Genomic DNA, 13026 nt, shown 5'->3' on the forward strand with positions numbered 1-13026 from the left:
GGAAAAGGGGGATATCATCCCCCACTTACAGGTGGTATTAATGCTACTACATCTCCAGCTTTTAATTCGAGTTGATCTTCCGCGTATTCTTCATTTACGGCAACCATTACTGATTGAAGCGGTAAATTATACCTTTGAGTTATCTTTTGTTTCAGATCCCCTACGGTTATCGGCAATTCTGTCCAAGTAACGCTGGGTTCACCAATTGCTTCCCCAAGATGGGCAAATAATAAAATATTAATCATTACCAAAGTCCTCCTTTTCAGGTTTTCCGGAAGGATAGGCTTTTCTCTCAAGTTGATCGCCAATCCACGATTCGCCATCTTCCCAATGTTCCTTTTTCCAAATAGGAACAATTTCCTTAATTCGCTCAATAGCATATCGGCTTGCTTCAAACGAATCAGCACGGTGTGGAGTTGAAACAGCGATTACAACAGCAATATCTGATATTTCAAGTCTGCCAATTCGGTGGGTAATGGCAACAACTGCGTCACGCCATTTTTCTTTTATTTCGTCACCGATTTGTGTCAGCTTTTTCTCAGCCATTGATTGATAGGCATCATACTCTAGATAAAGCGTTTTTTTACCCTTAGTCAATTCACGAACCGTTCCAATAAAAGTATTAATTGCACCTGCTTCACGGCGTACTACTTTGTTAGTAACTTCTTCAATCGAAATCGGGTCTTTTGTTATTAAAAACAATTGTTCACTCAATCAAATCTATCCTTTCAAAATAGGATTTAACCCATCTCAGATAATCATTTTCATCATTAATATGAAATTGGTTCCCTATTTTTGTCTCAAGTGGTTTGTACCAAGAAATTACAGCTTGAATATTTTCCAGCTGTTCCAAAAGCACTTCGTCCTCCTCCGACCGTAAAAGAACAACTTTTGGAAAAACCTCCCTCTTAAACCCTTCAATCAAAATTATATCAAGTGGTAGGTTATTATAAAAAGATAACATCTCAGGGAGCGTCCATCCTTCACCATTAAATGCATGTAACTGGAGCATTCCTGCCCCTTCAACACCTGTCACGGTTGCACCAGCTTGCCGATGCTTAGCTGTGTCCTTGCCCGTATCATATGAATCCGGAAGGCCACCATGTCCATGATGTTTAATTGTACCAACCTTTATTCCACTTGCACTCATTCCTTCAATTATCTTTGTTAGCAAAGTTGTTTTGCCACTATTTTGAAAGCCAACAATCTGTAGTACCGGGATGGTTAATTCCACGGCCACTCACTGCCTATTTGATCTTCTAATAATAAAACGTCTACTTCATCACCCTTTGTAAAACCTCTTGTTCCCCCAGGCAAGATGATAAGTGAATCACAATCTACTAATGAAGTTACAACGTTTGATTTGTCCAAGCCGGATGGTTCTACAAACAATTTTCCCTCATTAAACAGTAATTTACTTCTTACGAATCTTGTAAACGGATTTGCTTTTGTAAAATCACTATTTAACGTTGCCTTTACCTTTTGCATATGTGGTTTCTGTGAATGGAACCAGCTGCGTATGATCGGTCTTGCATAAAGTTCAAAGCCTACAAAACAGGCGGATGGATTACCGGATAAACCAAATAAAAGTTTACCATTGTGCTGGGCAACGGTTGTAACACTTCCAGGTCTCATCATAATTTTATTAAACAGGACTTCAGCCCCTAGCTTTTTATAGATTTCAGGGACATAATCATAGTCTCCAACTGAAACACCGCCGGTTGTAATGAGAATATCAACTTCATCCAATGCTTTTTTTACTGCTTTAAAGCAAGTGTCAAAGTCATCTTCAAGTTTACCGTAATATGTTGCTTCAGCACCTACTCGATTGATCTGTGAAGAAATCATGTAAGCATTGCTGTTACGAATTTTCCCCGGCTCCATTGGTTCATTAACGTCAAGAAGCTCAGTCCCGGTAGCATACAAACCGACAACCGGTTTTTTTACAACTGGAACTCTACCATATCCAAATGTAGCTAATAATGCCTTAACACCCGGATTAATTCTGCGACCTGCCTGAACAAGTACTTCCCCGGCTTTCGTTTCTGAACCTTGGTAGGAAACATTATCACCTGGTTTATATGATCGTTTGATGACCATATACGGTTTTCCATCCTTTTCAATGTCTTTTGCCAGCTCAAGCATGACAACAGCATTGCATTCCTTTGGCATTAAGGCACCTGTCATAATTCGAACAGCTTGGTAAGGACCGACTTCTTTCTTTGCGATATAACCAGCACCAATCTCTTCAATAACCTCGAACTCAACCGGATTATCTAAAGAAGCATGGACTGAATCTTCAGCGCGAATGGCAAAACCGTCATATGGTGCACGATCAAATGGGGGAATATCATGACTAGCCTTGACTGCGTCCCCCAAATACCGCTGGTCACATTTATCTATTGATACATATTCGATTTCCCCTTTAGGAGCATATTTCATAACTTGTTTTACTGCTTCTGGGACAGCGATTGCATCTCTTTTATCTAGCACATTCCGTGCCTCCTTTTAAGAGTGTTTCTTTAAACATAGTTTATTCTAATAATACAGGCATATTATGACTGTGATGAATTTCACGTTTTCCACTGATACTTTTATCAATATACAGAAAAACTCCATTTGCAGCCGCTTTTTTATAGTAAAAATTCAAAAAACGGCCATAAATAGAGTTGTTCTTTAATTGATTATGATAATGTTAAAACTTCATATTGCGAAGATAATTCAATAAACTTATCCATTCCACTGATTTTTCCAGCCGTAAGTTTATCTGAAACCTCATAATAATCTGCACATGTTTTGCATGCTAAGACTGATACCCCTTGATTCTCCAGTTCTTTCAAGTGAACAGAAACAAGCGACTGATCAGTCATAGTAAAAACGCCACGGTTCATACAAAAAATAGCTTTTGGCTTTTGCTCTTTTTGTTTTAAAAGAGTAAAAAAGGTTTCTAAAATACCTTCCCCTAAATTCTTATCTCCTTGACCAAGCTGATCAGAAAGCACCAAAATTACTTTATTTTCCACTCTCTTCTCTCCTTAATTGCTCTTAATCTGGAATACCTAATGCAATCTTGGCATAACGAGACATTTTATCCTTAGACCAAGGTGGTGTCCAAACAATTTTCACGATTGTTTCCTTTATTTCAGGTAAATCTGCTAAAGCATTTCTAACATTAGCTTCGATTGAGCCTGCTAACGGACAACCCATTGAAGTTAAAGTCATTTCAACTGTTAAAACCCCATTTTCATCCATATCCAAACCGTAGACTAGTCCTAAATTAACAATATCTACACCAAGTTCAGGGTCTAGGACATTTTCTAATGCGCCAAGAATATTTTCTTCCAAAGCTTTATCCATTTCTCGCAACACCTTTCCTTCTATCAAATACGCCTTGGCGTATTTGCACCCAGATTTTTTAGGCCCACAGGAAGTGGGTCACAAAGACGTTGCCACAGGAAGTGGCGTTTTTAGTCTTTGATCTTAGCTCGAAAATCTTCCTCTGAAAATCTGAGGCATCCGCCGGAGGCCTTAACTTTATTCATTAATGAATAAAGTTAAGCTTTTCTTATTTCTTTTAGTATACCGAAAAATCAGGTCGGATAAAAATGATTTACATCAAGTTACAAAAATTTGCGAAACCATTGGACAGTTTCAAGCACCCCATTTCTTGAAACCTTGTGTCCTGCCTTTGGTTCACTCAAGAATTTAAATTTTTCAGGATTATTTTTGTAGAGGTCTTTATTATTTACATAAAACTCATAGGCATAATCATATGGAACAACTGAATCCTCTTTGCCATGCCAAAATAATAATGGACGATTATAAAGCTTTTCCGGTTCAAGTGATAAATCATATGGTTTCAATTCATTGATTTTTTCTTCTAATTCTTCATCTGTAAAAGGCAGCTTTTCCCCTTGCCTTTTAATTTCAGTGATTAGTCCATTTGCGAATTGCTTATAGGCGGGGCAACCCATTAAGGAGACCGCTGTTTTTATCCATTCGTATTGTTTTAGGGCACCAAGCGTGATGATTCCACCCATCGATAACCCTGCTAAACCAATTCTCTGTTCATCAATAAGCGCTTTTCTTACTAGCTCTTTTCTAATTTCATTTAATTCGTGGATTGTTTGGATAACCATATCCCAGAATTTATAATATATCTTTTCTGTACTAATATTGGAATGGTCCAACCGCTCCCCATGCAAATAAACCTCCGGTAAATAAACCCGGAAACCTTCATTTGCTAGCAAGTAGGCATAATGTAAGTTATGCTCTTTTGCACTTGTGAATCCATGGATAAAAAATACTACTGGAGTCTTTTTATCCAATAAGCTTTGATTAGATACATGTAATGTCGGAACACCGGCGATCACTTCATGATTTATTGTAAACATACCTTGGCTCCCTCAAAGAATAAAGTTAATCAACTATTATATCCTACCATTTTTTCCTAATCCCTAAAAGTTTAAAGTCCTTTTGGAAAAGTGTTTTTCTAGACAAAAATTTCAAATAAAACTAAACTTAATATACTGATAAGAAAAGCGAAAGCGCCTTGCTCATCGCCGTACAAACTGGAAGGACTTCGGTCTCGAGATAAAGGAAACTTGAATTGCGTTACAATTCTTAGTTGACTTATCGTAGGGAGGAGGCCTGAAGTTTGCTAGGCGCTGGCTGCTTGCGCTAGACAATGATGCTACTTTCTTAACCTTGACTAGAAAGGACTTGACACGGATGAAACCACATTTAATTGCAATTGATTTAGACGGAACACTTCTTAGAGATAATAAAACAATATCAGAACGAACATTGAATACAATCAATCATGTGCGTAAACTTGGCCATCATGTAATGATCGCTACTGGAAGACCTTTTCGTGCAAGTCATGTATATTACAAGCAAATGGGGTTAGATACGCCTATCGTAAATTATAATGGTGCTTATGTTCATCATCCACATGATGCTGCCTGGGGTACTTTCCATTCACCGCTTGAACTTAATGTAGCCCAACAAATTATTGATACCTGTGGAAAATACAATATTAGAAATATTATGGCACAGGTTAAAGATGAAGTTTTTTTACAAAATTATGATGAAGCAATTATGGAATTTCTTACATTCGGTACCCCTCCAAAAATTGAAATTGGTCATGTTCGCGAAAAATTAAAAACTGAAACAACTTCCATCCTTATTCATTCAAAGGAAGAAGAACTTGACACTATCCGCCATCATCTCGCAAAAGAAGTTGGCAATTATATCGAACACCGGACTTCTGGTTCACCATGGAATATTATTGAAATTATTAAGGCGGGTATTAATAAAGCGGTTGGTGTAAAGAAGGTTGCGGCCACGTATGAGATTCCTGAAGAACGGATTATTGCCTTTGGTGATGAGGATAACGATCTTGAAATGCTCACGTTTGCGAAATATGGGGTTGCTATGGGGAATGCAATTGATGAAGTTAAATCAGCTGCATATGATGTCACCAATTCAAACGAGGAAGATGGTTTGGCTCAATTTTTGGAAAAATTCTTTAAAATTTCCTAAGCATAGATCCCGTCATCTTGATTCAAAATAAAGATGAGTCATCTTGAAATTTGAACTCAAGAATAGGGGGAACAACTATGAGTAAAAAAAGTAAAACAAAACGTTTTTACCAACAAAGTGCTGATGCGATGCAACGATACCATGAAAAAATCCCTTATTATTCTACCTTAGCGGAAGCTGAAGAAAAACAGCGAAAACATGAAGAACAGGTTAATTCTTCACTTGGGGGCATTTAAGGATGGGAAATAAACTTTTTCAGATGGCTAAAGAAGCCGTTTATTGGGCGGAGACAACCTCTAATTTAGATGATATTGAAAAAGCCAAAAATCAAATTTCATCTGCTTTTGCAAACTCAACTGCTGCAGAACAAATGCAGCTTCAAGAACTCCAACAAAGATTGGATGGAGTGCAAAATAGCTCCAACGGCTCCTAATTAGAAAAAAGTACAAGCGCCTAGATGGAGCTTGTACTTTTTTGTTTAATAACATTTAGAACTTTGTTTTTGCATGTTTTATTTGATTAATTCCAGTTGCCAATTTTTGATCGACAAGTTCAGCGTCATCTATATGCTTCATAATGGCATCATTTACTTCTGAAAAAAGATCTGTAGTAACACTAATTTCTTTCATAACGTCGCCACTATATTCTTTTTGTTCTTTAATCGTTTGAATGACGTCATTGACCTCACCTTGGACGGAGCCGATTACTTTTTGGATATCGTCGATTTTTTCTGTTGTTATCGTACTTAAATCGATTCCTTCTCTTACAAAGATAATACTTTTTTCATTTGCTTTTAAGGCTGCATCGATCTCTTGTTGGATTTTCTTTGTTAGTTCACTAATATTTTTTGTACTGTTTGCTGTGTTTTCAGCAAGTTTTCGAACTTCACTGGCAACCACAGCAAAACCTTTTCCGTGCTCACCAGCACGTGCGGCTTCAATAGAAGCATTTAGAGCCAACAGATTAGTTTGCTCTGCAATATCAGTAATTACTTTCACGATATCCTCAATTTCTTTTGAGCGGACCCCTAATTGCGTCATGCTTGATGAAGTTTCGATCGACTGTTCTCCAAGTTGTTTAATTAGCGATTCTACCTTACTAACGGAATCGCGACCTTCGATTGATTTGTTTACCATTTCCGTCGTTGATTCAATTAGAACTTGTCCTTTTTCTGTCATCGTTGAAGAAATTTGATTAGATTGTGCGCTAATTGAATTAACTTTATCAAATCGTTCTTTTATTTTAGAAACAAAATCAGCCAATACATAATGTTGGTTATTTACGATTTCATGCTGATCAACAGTACCTATTAATTCTTGATATAAGCTATCTAATAAAACCTGAATATCATTTGTTGAATATTGATTGTTCTCTATATCGTTTAATCTTTCTTTCAGTTCGGCATTTTCTGCCCTTAAACGTTCTATCTCCCTTTTTTGACCAAACATCCCAAAATCCTCCTTTATCCCTAGGGATAAACTCATATCATATAATTACTTATTACTATACATGAACTTTAAAAATTATTTAACAAAAAAACTCTCATAAATGAGAGTTTTTTGTGAATTTTATTGTTTAGAAGCCGAATTCTTCCAACTTGACGAAAGTTTCATTGATTACAGAACCATCTTTCGCGCTCTTTTCATATAATTCTAATGTCAAAGTTCCGTTTATTGGAAGTTGATCTTCTGGAATTGAAATTTTCAATTCAAAAGGAGACCAAGCAGGTGCACCTTCATCAGCAGTTACTTTTGTTTCCTCAATTAAATACTCATGGCCTTCTTCGACAGAATAAAAGAATACCGCTTCAAATACCCTAGCTTCACCGTTAACAACATATTCGCCATTTTCCCCTGACACTGAGATATTTCGAAAAGCAGTCGACTCACTTTGTTCATCATTCACTTTCGGTGGATTTTGTGAATCTTCGATTGGAGTATCTGTTTCCCGTGTTTCTGGTTGATTAGCTGGTGTTTCAATTTTCTCAGTCCCATTACCATTTTCAGTTTTCTGGTCCCCGGTCCCACAAGCAGTCATGATCATTAGCACACCAAATACAATACAAAATCCTAATTTTTTTACATTCACCCTTCTCTCTCCTCTCTAGAGTCTTTATACATTAGTCGTTCAAATGCCGTAAGAGTTTCATGTTACCACAAATATGCAGGCTTTAATCTTTACGAAAGAACCCAAAAATTCCTGCTGTTTCAACAATATTAGTAAATGCTTTAGGATCTACAGTTCTAATTATTCTTTCTAAATCAAATAACTCATACCTCGTAATCACAATAACCAACATTTCTTTCTGTTCCTTTGAATAGGATCCTCTAGCAGGAATTGATGTTATTCCTCTTACCAACCTTTCATGAATCGCTTTTGTAAGTTCTTCCCCTTTATTTGTGATAATCATGGCAGTCACTTTTTCATGCCTTGTATGTATCGTATCAATGATACGTGTCGTTACATAAAGCGTAACTAATGTATATAACGCTTTTTCCCAACCATATAATAACCCGGCCATTATAATTATAACGGCATTCAAAGCAAAAATATAGGTGCCTACAGGCTTATCCTTCATTCTTGATAGGTACATAGCAATAATATCAACCCCACCCGTAGAAGCACCCCATCTTAACGTAAAACCAACACCAACAGCTAAGATTACTCCACCAAACACCGCATTTAAAAGGATATCCTCAGATAAAGGATAAACGGGAATGATTTCTAGGAAAAAAGTCGTTGCCGCTACACTAATAAAACTGTAGAGGGTAAAGGATTTCCCAACTTTCATCCACCCTAAAATCGTTACTGGAACGTTTAAGAGGAATAAGAGAATTCCCGTAGAAATAGTTATAGGTGTATACTGTGTCAATATACTAGATAAGAGCTGGGCAATACCGGCAAAGCCACTAGAATATACATTTGCGGGAATTAAAAATAAATTTAAACCAGCTGCCGTTAACATTGCACCTGCTAATACAACAAGTAATTTTTTCATTTCCAGCCAAAGCACAGTGTTACCTCCGTCCCTAAATTTTTTAAATACTTTCACGTATTACCAATGTTTCCATATGTCTTACGATTCATTACAAAAATTGAAATTATGGCGTGTAAAACGTACAATAAGAAGAGAAAGGAAAATATTTCTGAGAGGAAAGATTCCAATGAGTGTAAAAATTCTCGCTGACAGTGCTTGTGATTTACCCTTAGAGCTATTCGAATCACTAAATATAGATTTACTGCCACTAGTAGTTCAGATAGATGATCAACAATTCTATGATTTAGAAACCATTCAACCAAAAGAATTATATGACGAGATGCGCAATGGAAAGGCGCCAAAAACGGCACAGGTTCCACCTGCAAGGTTTGAGGAAGCGTTCCTAAAATATGCCGAAAAGAATGAAACCTGTATCTATATCGCATTTTCTTCTGAGCTTTCCGGTACATATCAAACCTCTACGCTTGTAAAAGATGATGTATTAGAAAAATATCCAAATTTTGATTTAACGATTATTGACACAAAAGCCGCCTCACTCGGCTATGGTTTAATCGTAAAAAAAGCGGCCGAATTAGCACAGGAAGGAAAATCAAAAGATGAAATCCTGTCTGAAATTGAATTTTACTGTACCCATATGGAGCATTTATTTACAGTAGATTCATTGGAATATTTATATCGCGGTGGACGGGTGAGTAAAACCTCTGCCTTTGTTGGAGGCTTACTTAATATAAAGCCAATTTTAAATGTTGAGAATGGAAAACTGGCTCCTTTGGAAAAAATAAAAGGCCGAAAAAAGGTCCTCAAACGCATCGTTGAGATTATGAAAGAACGCGGTGACGGATTAAATAATCAACTTGTAGCCATCAGTCATGGTGATGACCTTGAAACAGCCGAAGCAATGCGTGACTTAATTAAAGAAGAATTTGGTACAGAGGAGTTTCTTATTCATACAGTTGGTTGCTCGATTGGAGCCCATTCCGGCCCAGGAACAATCGCAATTTTCTTTTTGAATAAGCTTAACTAAGGCATAAACCTTCCTATTTTAGCAAAAAATAAGGCTTGAACGAAAATGGAAGGAGCGAATATTCATGCAGCCGTGGAATTCAATTGAAAAAGATAATGATAAAAAACCAGTAGACAGAAACGCACAGCGCCAAAAGAAAAACGAAATGATTGAGAAAAATCGTCAAGCTGGCAAAAACCAGTTTTCAAAGGAAACGAATCATTTGTAGACAAAATGAAATCAGTGGGTTTTATACACCCACTGATTATTTTTTACTGTTCTTTTTTAAAATACGTCCAGCCGTTTTCTTGGTATACCTTTCCTTCCTTCATCAGCTTTCCAAGTGCACGCTTGAAGGCTCCTTTACTCATACCAAACCTTGCTTCAATATCTTCTGGCTGGCTTTTATCCCAGTAAGGCATCGCCCCGTTCCTAGTTTCCATATAGGCATATATTTTTTCGGCGTCATCGCCCATTGCCTCATGCTTTCTTGGCAACAGCGATACATTAATGGTGCCATCCTCTTTAATATCAATAACACGCCCAGTTACCTTCTCGCCAATCCGCGGCTCTTCATTCCGTTCGCTTTCATGAATAAAGCCAAGATAACCATCCTCTGTAAAAATAAATGACCCTGCATATAAAGTCCGATAAATTCGGCCAGTTACATTTTTATTAAATAATGATTTGTCTGCACTTTTTGCAATATCCCAAAAATCTGCTTCCTTGGCAAGTCTGACAAACAAACGCCCATTGTGACCAATTTCCAATGTACAATAAATTTCATCATCAATCTGTGGCCAAACTTCTTCAAGCGGTGGTAAATCATCTTTGGATAACAGCATTGCTTTATCAATGCCAATATTAACAAATACACCCATTCCACGTTTAACTTCTTCAACCTTGGCCCAACCAAACGTATGTATTGTAATGGAAGGTATCGTCATTGTTGCCGTTAGCCTGCCTTGACGGTCTTGAAATAAAAATACTTCTACTTCCTCATCTTCACGTAATTCATCACGAGTCATCTCATTATGGTGAAGCAAAATATCCTCCTCTTGTTCACCACTTTCTAGAAAATAACCAAACGGTGATTCATGAGATACCTTTAAAGTCGTAATTGTTCCCGGCATCATGTTGCCCATCATTTTCCCTGCTTTCTTTCCTTAAAATAAATTCACTACATTATCCATTATGTTGCATTTTACCAACATTTAATAGAAAATAAAAGCAAATCGGCAAAATTCTGGAGGGATGAAAATGGCATCTGAAAGTTCTTTTGATATAGTATCAAAGGTAGACGCCCAAGAAGTATCAAATGCAGTTACAATGGCACTTAAGGAAATTGGAACACGTTATGATTTTAAAGGAAGTAAAAGTGATATTTCTCTTGAAAAAGAGGAACTCGTCCTCATCTCTGATGATGAATACAAGCTGGAACAATTAAAAGACGTTCTTGTCAGTAAATTAATTAAAAGAAATGTTCCAACGAAAAACCTCGACTACGGAAAAGTCGAGCCAGCATCCGGCGGTACTGTTCGCCAACGGGCTAAGCTTGTACAAGGAATTGACAAGGACAACGCTAAGAAAATTAATTCGATCATTAAAGACTTAAAAATTAAAGTAAAGTCACAAATCCAAGATGATCAAATCCGCGTATCCGGAAAAAGCAGAGATGATCTCCAACAAGTTATTGCTGCCATAAGAGGTGCAGATTTACCGATTGATGTGCAGTTTATTAATTACAGATAATTATAAAAGCTAACCGGAATTTTTTCGGTTAGCTTCTTATTGTGCATCATTGTCTAGCTCCAGTTTATACGTCGCTAAACGGGCGCTTCCGCTTTTCTATTATAGCTTCACACAAATATTAGTTATTTCTGTATAGAACTCCCAACTGTGAACCCCTCCGACACGACCTAGGCCGCTATCTTTCGTGCCACCGAACGGAGTTCTTAGGTCACGTAGGAACCAGCAATTGATGTAAGATAATCCAGACTCAATTGACTGTGCAACACGGTGTGCACGACGAATATCATTAGTCCAGATCGTGTTACTTAAGCCCATACGAGTATCGTTTGCTTTTGCGATTACTTCTTCTTCTGTATCAAATGGAAGAACACATACAACAGGTCCAAAGATTTCTTCACGAACGAGACGGGAGTTGTCGTCTAAACCAGTGATAATCGTTGGTTGGATAAAATATCCCTTATCCAACCCTTGCGGACGTCCACCGCCTGTTACAAAAGTACCGCCTTCTTCTTCTGCAATCTTTAGATAGCTCATTACTTTGTCATAGTGGACCTTTGCTACTAACGCACCTTGATCATTGTCCATATCAAATGGATCACCGACTTTTAATGCTCTTGTTTTTGCTGCAAACTTTTCAACGAATTCATCAAAGATTGGACGTTCCACATAGATTCTTGAACCACTTACACAAACTTCCCCTTGGTTTGTGAAGCTTGATCTAATAGTGCCCTCAACGACTTCATCAATATCTACATCGGCAAAAATAATGTTAGGGTTTTTACCGCCTAATTCGAAAGAAAGCTTTTTCAATGTAGGTGCAGCTTCCGCCATGATTCTAGCACCTGTAGATACTTGACCGATAAAGCCGATACCAGCGATATCAGGATGTTTGTTAATGGCGCTTCCTGCACCAGGCCCGAAGCCATGAACTAAGTTAACAACGCCATTCGGAACACCAGCTTCTTGAAGAATCTCCATTAGTAACGTTGCTGTCATTGGTGTTAATTCAGATGGCTTAATTACGACTGTATTTCCTGCTGCTAAAGCTGGTGCTAGTTTCCAAGTTAACAAGAATAATGGAAGATTCCACGGCTGAATTAATCCAACGACTCCGAGCGGACGGCGATATCCGAAGTTAAGCGCCTTATTCGTTTCATCTTGGAATGCTTCTGTTCCTACTGAAATCATATAGTCAGCAAAGAAATGGAAGTTTTTCGGCGCACGAGGTGCATCCACGTGACGCGAGAATTTAAGATGTTTACCAGTATCCAGTGATTCTAGTTGGGCGATTTCTTCTTGGCGTTCTAAAAGGATATCACCAATTTTACGGATAATATTTGAACGTTCTTGTGTGCTCATTTTTCCCCAAGGACCTTCTTTAAGAGCACGTTTTGCTGCTTGTACCGCTAAATCAATATCTGCTGCACTACCTTCCGCAACAGTGCCATAAACCTCTTCCGTTACAGGGTTAACATTATTAAAAGTTTTTTTATCTACGGATTCTACAAATTTTCCATCAATATAATGTAGACAATCAAATGGTTTTACAATCTTTTCAACAACTTTTTGTGTTTGTACCGCCATTCTATAACTCCTCCTATAACCTTAATTTTTATTTATATTCTTCATAATTTTATGATAATAGTCATTTGTTTCATATACAACTCCATAGTTGCTGTATACGAAACATTTTAGTGATTTTTTTCTATTTATTTTTAATTTAGCCTCA

At 37.4% G+C, this 13026-nt stretch carries 18 protein-coding genes; 6 read left to right on the forward strand and 12 right to left on the reverse strand.

Annotated elements, in window-relative coordinates; all coding sequences use genetic code 11:
• Positions 1–14 precede the first annotated feature (14 nt).
• The 7 genes from P9E47_RS02865 to P9E47_RS02895 form a co-directional block, all read right to left on the reverse strand.
• Positions 15–245: a MoaD/ThiS family protein gene (locus tag P9E47_RS02865; RefSeq protein WP_004431743.1), complete on the reverse strand. Its 231-nt coding sequence runs from the start codon at positions 243–245 to the stop codon at positions 15–17.
• Entirely contained in the window at positions 238–714 is a 477-nt protein-coding gene (locus tag P9E47_RS02870; RefSeq protein ID WP_004431740.1) for a molybdenum cofactor biosynthesis protein MoaE, read from the reverse strand. The genes P9E47_RS02865 and P9E47_RS02870 overlap by 8 nt, the downstream gene beginning before the upstream one ends.
• Entirely contained in the window at positions 707–1234 is a 528-nt protein-coding gene (gene mobB / locus P9E47_RS02875) for a molybdopterin-guanine dinucleotide biosynthesis protein B (protein ID WP_326162564.1), read from the reverse strand. Before mobB ends, P9E47_RS02870 begins: the two co-directional genes overlap by 8 nt.
• Positions 1225–2493, reverse strand: a complete 1269-nt coding sequence (locus P9E47_RS02880; RefSeq protein ID WP_326162565.1) for a molybdopterin molybdotransferase MoeA — start codon at positions 2491–2493, stop codon at positions 1225–1227. Before P9E47_RS02880 ends, mobB begins: the two co-directional genes overlap by 10 nt.
• A gap of 191 nt (positions 2494–2684) precedes the next feature.
• On the reverse strand, positions 2685–3023 hold the full coding sequence (locus tag P9E47_RS02885) for a DsrE family protein (RefSeq protein WP_004431730.1): 339 nt from the start codon (positions 3021–3023) through the stop codon (positions 2685–2687).
• A 22-nt stretch (positions 3024–3045) separates the two neighbouring features.
• Entirely contained in the window at positions 3046–3357 is a 312-nt protein-coding gene (locus P9E47_RS02890; protein WP_035195718.1) for a metal-sulfur cluster assembly factor, read from the reverse strand.
• Positions 3358–3620: 263 nt separating this feature from the next.
• Positions 3621–4394, reverse strand: a complete 774-nt coding sequence (locus tag P9E47_RS02895) for a prolyl oligopeptidase family serine peptidase (protein ID WP_004431726.1) — start codon at positions 4392–4394, stop codon at positions 3621–3623.
• A gap of 337 nt (positions 4395–4731) precedes the next feature.
• On the opposite strand from P9E47_RS02895, the gene P9E47_RS02900 reads away from it, so the two are divergent.
• From P9E47_RS02900 to P9E47_RS02910, 3 genes are all read left to right on the forward strand, one after another.
• The gene (locus P9E47_RS02900) at positions 4732–5544 is read left to right on the forward strand and encodes a Cof-type HAD-IIB family hydrolase (protein WP_004431724.1); all 813 of its coding nucleotides are present in this window, start codon (positions 4732–4734) and stop codon (positions 5542–5544) included.
• A 77-nt stretch (positions 5545–5621) separates the two neighbouring features.
• The gene (locus tag P9E47_RS02905; RefSeq protein ID WP_004431721.1) at positions 5622–5780 is read left to right on the forward strand and encodes a hypothetical protein; all 159 of its coding nucleotides are present in this window, start codon (positions 5622–5624) and stop codon (positions 5778–5780) included.
• 2 nt (positions 5781–5782) lie between these two features.
• Entirely contained in the window at positions 5783–5977 is a 195-nt protein-coding gene (locus tag P9E47_RS02910; RefSeq protein WP_004431718.1) for a DUF3813 domain-containing protein, read from the forward strand.
• Positions 5978–6032: 55 nt separating this feature from the next.
• On the opposite strand, the gene P9E47_RS02915 is transcribed toward P9E47_RS02910, so the two are convergent.
• From P9E47_RS02915 to P9E47_RS02925, 3 genes are all read right to left on the reverse strand, one after another.
• Positions 6033–6992, reverse strand: coding sequence for a methyl-accepting chemotaxis protein (locus P9E47_RS02915; protein WP_004431715.1), 960 nt, complete (start codon positions 6990–6992; stop codon positions 6033–6035).
• A 127-nt stretch (positions 6993–7119) separates the two neighbouring features.
• On the reverse strand, positions 7120–7632 hold the full coding sequence (locus P9E47_RS02920; RefSeq protein ID WP_326162566.1) for a Gmad2 immunoglobulin-like domain-containing protein: 513 nt from the start codon (positions 7630–7632) through the stop codon (positions 7120–7122).
• A gap of 82 nt (positions 7633–7714) precedes the next feature.
• Positions 7715–8557: a YitT family protein gene (locus P9E47_RS02925; RefSeq protein WP_004431709.1), complete on the reverse strand. Its 843-nt coding sequence runs from the start codon at positions 8555–8557 to the stop codon at positions 7715–7717.
• A 151-nt stretch (positions 8558–8708) separates the two neighbouring features.
• Between P9E47_RS02925 and P9E47_RS02930 the strand changes: the two genes are divergently transcribed.
• Both P9E47_RS02930 and P9E47_RS02935 read left to right on the forward strand, forming a co-directional pair.
• Entirely contained in the window at positions 8709–9566 is an 858-nt protein-coding gene (locus P9E47_RS02930) for a DegV family protein (protein ID WP_004431705.1), read from the forward strand.
• 64 nt (positions 9567–9630) lie between these two features.
• Positions 9631–9774, forward strand: coding sequence for a DUF3941 domain-containing protein (locus P9E47_RS02935; RefSeq protein WP_004431701.1), 144 nt, complete (start codon positions 9631–9633; stop codon positions 9772–9774).
• A gap of 43 nt (positions 9775–9817) precedes the next feature.
• On the opposite strand, the gene P9E47_RS02940 is transcribed toward P9E47_RS02935, so the two are convergent.
• Positions 9818–10693, reverse strand: coding sequence for a CvfB family protein (locus tag P9E47_RS02940; protein WP_004431698.1), 876 nt, complete (start codon positions 10691–10693; stop codon positions 9818–9820).
• A gap of 112 nt (positions 10694–10805) precedes the next feature.
• On the opposite strand from P9E47_RS02940, the gene P9E47_RS02945 reads away from it, so the two are divergent.
• Positions 10806–11297, forward strand: coding sequence for a YajQ family cyclic di-GMP-binding protein (locus tag P9E47_RS02945; RefSeq protein WP_004431695.1), 492 nt, complete (start codon positions 10806–10808; stop codon positions 11295–11297).
• A 99-nt stretch (positions 11298–11396) separates the two neighbouring features.
• Here P9E47_RS02945 and P9E47_RS02950 read toward each other — a convergent pair whose 3' ends face one another.
• Positions 11397–12881, reverse strand: coding sequence for an aldehyde dehydrogenase (locus tag P9E47_RS02950; protein ID WP_326162567.1), 1485 nt, complete (start codon positions 12879–12881; stop codon positions 11397–11399).
• Between the last annotated feature and the right edge of the window lie 145 nt (positions 12882–13026).

This window comes from Schinkia azotoformans, from assembly GCF_035811335.1.
GTDB lineage: Bacteria > Bacillota > Bacilli > Bacillales > Bacillaceae_J > Schinkia > Schinkia azotoformans.

Excerpts from the sequence above, each read along its gene's own strand:
- P9E47_RS02940 (WP_004431698.1), bottom strand. The coding sequence starts at position 10,693 with ATGATGGGCAACATGATGCCGGGAACAATTACGACTTTAAAGGTATCT.
- P9E47_RS02905 (WP_004431721.1), top strand. The coding sequence starts at position 5,622 with ATGAGTAAAAAAAGTAAAACAAAACGTTTTTACCAACAAAGTGCTGAT.
- P9E47_RS02900 (WP_004431724.1), top strand. The coding sequence starts at position 4,732 with ATGAAACCACATTTAATTGCAATTGATTTAGACGGAACACTTCTTAGA.
- P9E47_RS02890 (WP_035195718.1), bottom strand. The coding sequence starts at position 3,357 with ATGGATAAAGCTTTGGAAGAAAATATTCTTGGCGCATTAGAAAATGTC.
- P9E47_RS02910 (WP_004431718.1), top strand. The coding sequence starts at position 5,783 with ATGGGAAATAAACTTTTTCAGATGGCTAAAGAAGCCGTTTATTGGGCG.
- P9E47_RS02895 (WP_004431726.1), bottom strand. The coding sequence starts at position 4,394 with ATGTTTACAATAAATCATGAAGTGATCGCCGGTGTTCCGACATTACAT.
- P9E47_RS02865 (WP_004431743.1), bottom strand. The coding sequence starts at position 245 with ATGATTAATATTTTATTATTTGCCCATCTTGGGGAAGCAATTGGTGAA.
- P9E47_RS02930 (WP_004431705.1), top strand. The coding sequence starts at position 8,709 with ATGAGTGTAAAAATTCTCGCTGACAGTGCTTGTGATTTACCCTTAGAG.
- P9E47_RS02935 (WP_004431701.1), top strand. The coding sequence starts at position 9,631 with ATGCAGCCGTGGAATTCAATTGAAAAAGATAATGATAAAAAACCAGTA.
- P9E47_RS02915 (WP_004431715.1), bottom strand. The coding sequence starts at position 6,992 with ATGTTTGGTCAAAAAAGGGAGATAGAACGTTTAAGGGCAGAAAATGCC.
- P9E47_RS02950 (WP_326162567.1), bottom strand. The coding sequence starts at position 12,881 with ATGGCGGTACAAACACAAAAAGTTGTTGAAAAGATTGTAAAACCATTT.
- P9E47_RS02945 (WP_004431695.1), top strand. The coding sequence starts at position 10,806 with ATGGCATCTGAAAGTTCTTTTGATATAGTATCAAAGGTAGACGCCCAA.